The sequence below is a fragment of the Streptomyces sparsus genome (genome assembly GCF_054776295.1).
In genome coordinates this window covers 1-4,057 of record NZ_BAAHCA010000435.1, presented here as the reverse complement: position 1 = coordinate 4,057, position 4,057 = coordinate 1, and the positions used below count along the sequence as shown (strand labels likewise).

The 4,057-nt window shown below is 73.1% G+C and carries 3 protein-coding genes; all 3 read left to right on the top strand.

Annotation, left to right across the window (positions count from 1 at the left end):
• Positions 1 to 238 precede the first annotated feature (238 nt).
• The 3 genes from ACYVE9_RS17975 (at position 239) to ACYVE9_RS17965 (ending at position 3,817) form a co-directional block, all read left to right on the top strand.
• On the top strand, positions 239 to 1,318 hold the full coding sequence (locus tag ACYVE9_RS17975; RefSeq protein ID WP_461028899.1) for a polyprenyl synthetase family protein: 1,080 nt from the start codon (positions 239 to 241) through the stop codon (positions 1,316 to 1,318).
• Positions 1,319 to 1,385: 67 nt separating this feature from the next.
• Entirely contained in the window at positions 1,386 to 2,459 is a 1,074-nt protein-coding gene (locus tag ACYVE9_RS17970; protein ID WP_461028898.1) for a terpene synthase family protein, read from the top strand.
• Positions 2,456 to 3,817, top strand: coding sequence for a cytochrome P450 (locus tag ACYVE9_RS17965; RefSeq protein WP_461028897.1), 1,362 nt, complete (start codon positions 2,456 to 2,458; stop codon positions 3,815 to 3,817). The genes ACYVE9_RS17970 and ACYVE9_RS17965 overlap by 4 nt, the downstream gene beginning before the upstream one ends.
• Positions 3,818 to 4,057 lie beyond the last annotated feature (240 nt).

Here is a 4,057-nt window from a genome sequence, read left to right as displayed (position 1 = left end):
CGCCCGCGCACCGACGGTGCCGCAGCGTGCACAGGCCCACCGGCGCGCGACCTGCGGCGCGCGCGTGCGCGCACACCACCGAGTGGCGACTGAGGCGCCCGTGGCGCCCCGACCGGTTTCCGGGCCGACAGCCCGGTGAAGGATAACGTTCAACAGTTCGGGCCCAGTCAGCGCCGAACGGTTGGTTCCCGGTACGGCGGAGCGCGGCACGGCGAGCGGTGACGGAGGCGACCGCGTCATGACGACCACCCTCACCGACGGACAGCTCGAACCCGCAGCGATAAGGGAAGCCGTCACCGCGCTGCTGGCACGGTTCCTGGAAGCCCGCCACCGTGCGATGCCCTGCGAGCCACTGGCCGAAGCGGTCGGTGAGCTCCGCGATCTGGTGCTGGCCGGCGGCAAGCGCATCCGTCCGCTGATGTGCCTGTGCGGCTGGCACGCGGCAGGCGCCCACGGCGACGCCGAGGCTGTCCTGAGGGTCGCTGCCGCCCTGGAACTGTTCCACGGCTTCGCCCTCGTGCACGACGACGTCATGGACGACAGCGCCACCCGTCGCGGACGCCCGACCGTGCACCGCTCCCTCGCCCGGAACCGGCGCCACCGGCGAAGCGGCGGCGACGCCGGGCGCTTCGGCCGGAACGCCGCGATCCTCGTCGGTGACCTCGCCCTTGCCTGGTCGGACGAGATGCTGCACACCGCACGTCTCGACGCCGGCCAACTCGCCGGCCTCTGGCCCCTGCTCGACCGGATGCGCGAGGAACTGGTGCTCGGCCAGTACCTCGACCTCGACGCCGCCGGTGACATGAGCGCCGACCTCCACCGGGCACTGGCCATCTGCCGGCACAAGACGGCCAAGTACACCATCGAGCGCCCGTTGCACATCGGCGCCGCCCTGTCCGGCGGCAAGCCGGCCGTGCTCGACGCGTGCACGGCCTACGCGATACCGCTCGGTGAGGCGTTCCAGCTCCGCGACGACCTGCTCGGCGTGTTCGGCACGCCCTCCACCACCGGCAAACCGGCCGACGACGACCTGCGCGACGGCAAGTGCACCGTCCTGATGGCCGTGGCCCTCGCCAGGTCCGGCCCCGACCGCCGGAGCGTACTGCGCGCGGCCGTGGGGCGGCCGGCGCTCAGCACGGAGCAGGCCGAGGAGGTACGCGCCGTGTTCCGCGACACCGGAGCGCTCGGGGAGGTCGAGCGCATGATCGAGAACCGGCTGTGCGCCGCGCTGCGCGCCCTCGACGAGGCGCCGTTCCCCGCCCACGTCGTCGAGGTGCTGCGCACGCTGGCCGGGTCGGCGTCCCGACGCACCTCCTGACCGCACGTCCGACCCCTGTCCCAGACCCCCGCGTCTCAGGCCCGCCCGAGTCAACCCAGGAGTTTCGGTGCACCCTACGACGGAGTCGACCACCGCCCTGACGGAGTCGACCGACGACCATCCGGCCACCAGCCCGGTCAACGGCTACTACCTGCCCGAGCTGCCCCGGCTGCTGCCCGTCGCCTATCACCCCAGGGCGGCCCAGACCGAGTTCCGCTCCAACGGCTGGGTGCGGCGGCACCTGGGCCCCTGCTTCGCGGAGGAGGCGCAGCTGCTCAGACTGCTGCGCGAACGGGTCGGCCTGTACGGGCCGCTCGTCGCGCCGCTGGCCGACGAGCGGCGGGTGCTGGACCTCGCGGACTTCTACCACTTCGTGGGCCTCGTCGACGACCTGGCCGTGGACCGCTCCGGTCTGGGCGCGAGCCGGAGCGGCGCCCCGGAGGCCTTCGACGGGTTGCTGTCCGCCTTCGACGGAGGCGGCTCCCCGTCCCCGCTCGGCGGCGCCGCAGCGGACCTCTGGCGCCGCATAAGCCCCGGTCTCAGCTCCCGGCAGGCCGACAGGTTCACCGCCGCGCTGGCCGCGTTCCTCGACGGCATCGCCGCCGAACGGCCCTACCAGCTCAGCGGCGAAGTGCCCGACTACCCCACCTACCTGCGCCTGCGCCTCGACAGCTTCGGCTGCGACTTCATCCTGCTGCTGAACGAGTACGCCATGGCCGTCGACATGTCGGACGTCGCCGACTCGCCGGACTTCCGGGCCCTGCACGGTCACGGCATGCGGCAGATGATCCTCGTCAACGACCTGCTGTCGCTCCGCAAGGAGCACGGCGACCCGATGAACGCCGTGCGGGTGCTGATGCGCCACGAGGAGCTGACGCTCCAGCGGGCCGTCGACCGGCTGTGCCTTCTCGTGGAGCGGTACGAACGCGCCTACGTGGCGTGCCGGGACGAGCTGCTGCGGAGCCGGCACGGCCGCCGGGGCGACGTCCGTGCCTATCTCACCGGGCTCGACCACCTCATGGCCGGAGCGCAGGAGTTCGAGTACCTCACCCCGCGGTACTTCGGGGACGGCTCGGTGTGGGACGGCAGCACGTCCGGCTGGGTGGACCTGTCCGACGGCCCCGCGCGGTTGATGCCGTGACCGCCGCTCCGACCGCATACGGTCCACCACCGCTCGCACCCGGCGCCCTGCCCCTGCTCGGCCACGCCCTGCCGCTGCGACGCGCTCCCCTGGAGTTCCTGGCTTCCCTGCCCGCGCGCGGAGACCTCGTCGAGGTGCGGTTGGGGCCCCGCCCCGCCTACCTGGCCTGCCACCCCGACCTCGTGCAGCAGGTGTTGCGGGACTCCCGCACCTACGACAAGGGCGGACCGCTCTTCGACAAGGTGCGGCTGCTCACCGGGGACGGGCTGGCCACCTCCGACTGGGCGACGCACCGGCGGCAGCGCCGACTCATGCAACCCGCCTTCCAGGTGGCCCGGATGGCCGGCTACGCCGAGGTGATGAGCGAGGAGATCCGGGCGGTGCTCGGCGACTGGCGGGCCGGCCGCACCTTCGACCTCAACGCCGCCATGCAGGCGATGACCGCCCGGATCATCGTGCGCACCCTGTTCTCCACGCAGATCGACGAGCGCGCGATCAGCGAGATCCAACGCTGCCTCCCGGTCTTCACCCGCGGGGTGTACCGCCGCATGGTGGCGCCCTTCGGACTGCTGGAGAGGCTGCCCACGCCGGCCAACCGGCGCTTCGACCGCGCGCTGTCGCGGCTGCACGCCGTGATCGAGCAGGCGATAAGGGGCTACCGGGCGGACGCCGACCACGGGGACCTGATGTCCACGCTGGTCAACGCCCAGGACGCGGAGACCGGTGAGTGCCTCGCGCCCGAGGAGATCCACGACCAGGTCGTCAGCCTCCTGCTCGGCGGCACCGAGACCACCGGCAACGTGCTCTCCTGGGCCTTCCACCTCCTGGACGAGAACCCGGACGCGCGGGCGGCGCTGTTCGCCGAGGTGGACGAGGTGCTGGACGGCCGCCTGCCGTGCTTCACCGACCTGCCCCGGCTGCCGACCGCCCGACGGGTGATCACCGAGTCCCTGCGGCTCTACCCCTCCACCTGGCTGCTGTCCCGGAGCACGACCGCCCCCGCCCGGCTCGGCGGGGTGCACCTGCCCGCGGGCAGCATCGTGCTGCTGAGCTTCTACGCGGTCGGGCACGACCCCCGGCTGTTCGCCGACGCCGAGCAGTTCGACCCGGACCGCTGGTTGCCCGAGCGGGCCGCGGCCGTCCCTCGCAGTGCCCAACTTTCTTTCGGCGCGGGCAGCCGCAAGTGCATCGGTGACCAGTTCGCGCTGGTGGAGGCCCTGCTGCTGCTCACCGCGGTGAGCAGCAGGTGGCGGCTGCGCTCGGCACCGGGCTTCCGCGCCGTCCCCGAACCGAAGGCGAGCCTGAGCACCGGTCCGCTGCCCATGACCATCGAAGCCCGCACCCCGGAGCGGCGTTGACGGCACACCACCGCCCCGCAGGTCGAGGCACGACGGAGCAGCCCGTACCCGTCCGGGCCGGGGCTCAGCCGCGCGGAGCGTCCGCTGGCCGGCCGCTCCCCGCGGCTGAGTCCGAACCGGACGGCTGCCACCACGGACGTACCGGGAGGGAGGTCGCCGCCGGCTCGAAGGGCTCACCGGGCCGCCACCCGTCGTGCGGCTCTGGCGGGGGCGATCTGCGCGGGACTCGCGGCCACCGGG

Excerpts from the sequence above, each read along its gene's own strand:
- ACYVE9_RS17975 (WP_461028899.1), top strand. The coding sequence starts at position 239 with ATGACGACCACCCTCACCGACGGACAGCTCGAACCCGCAGCGATAAGG.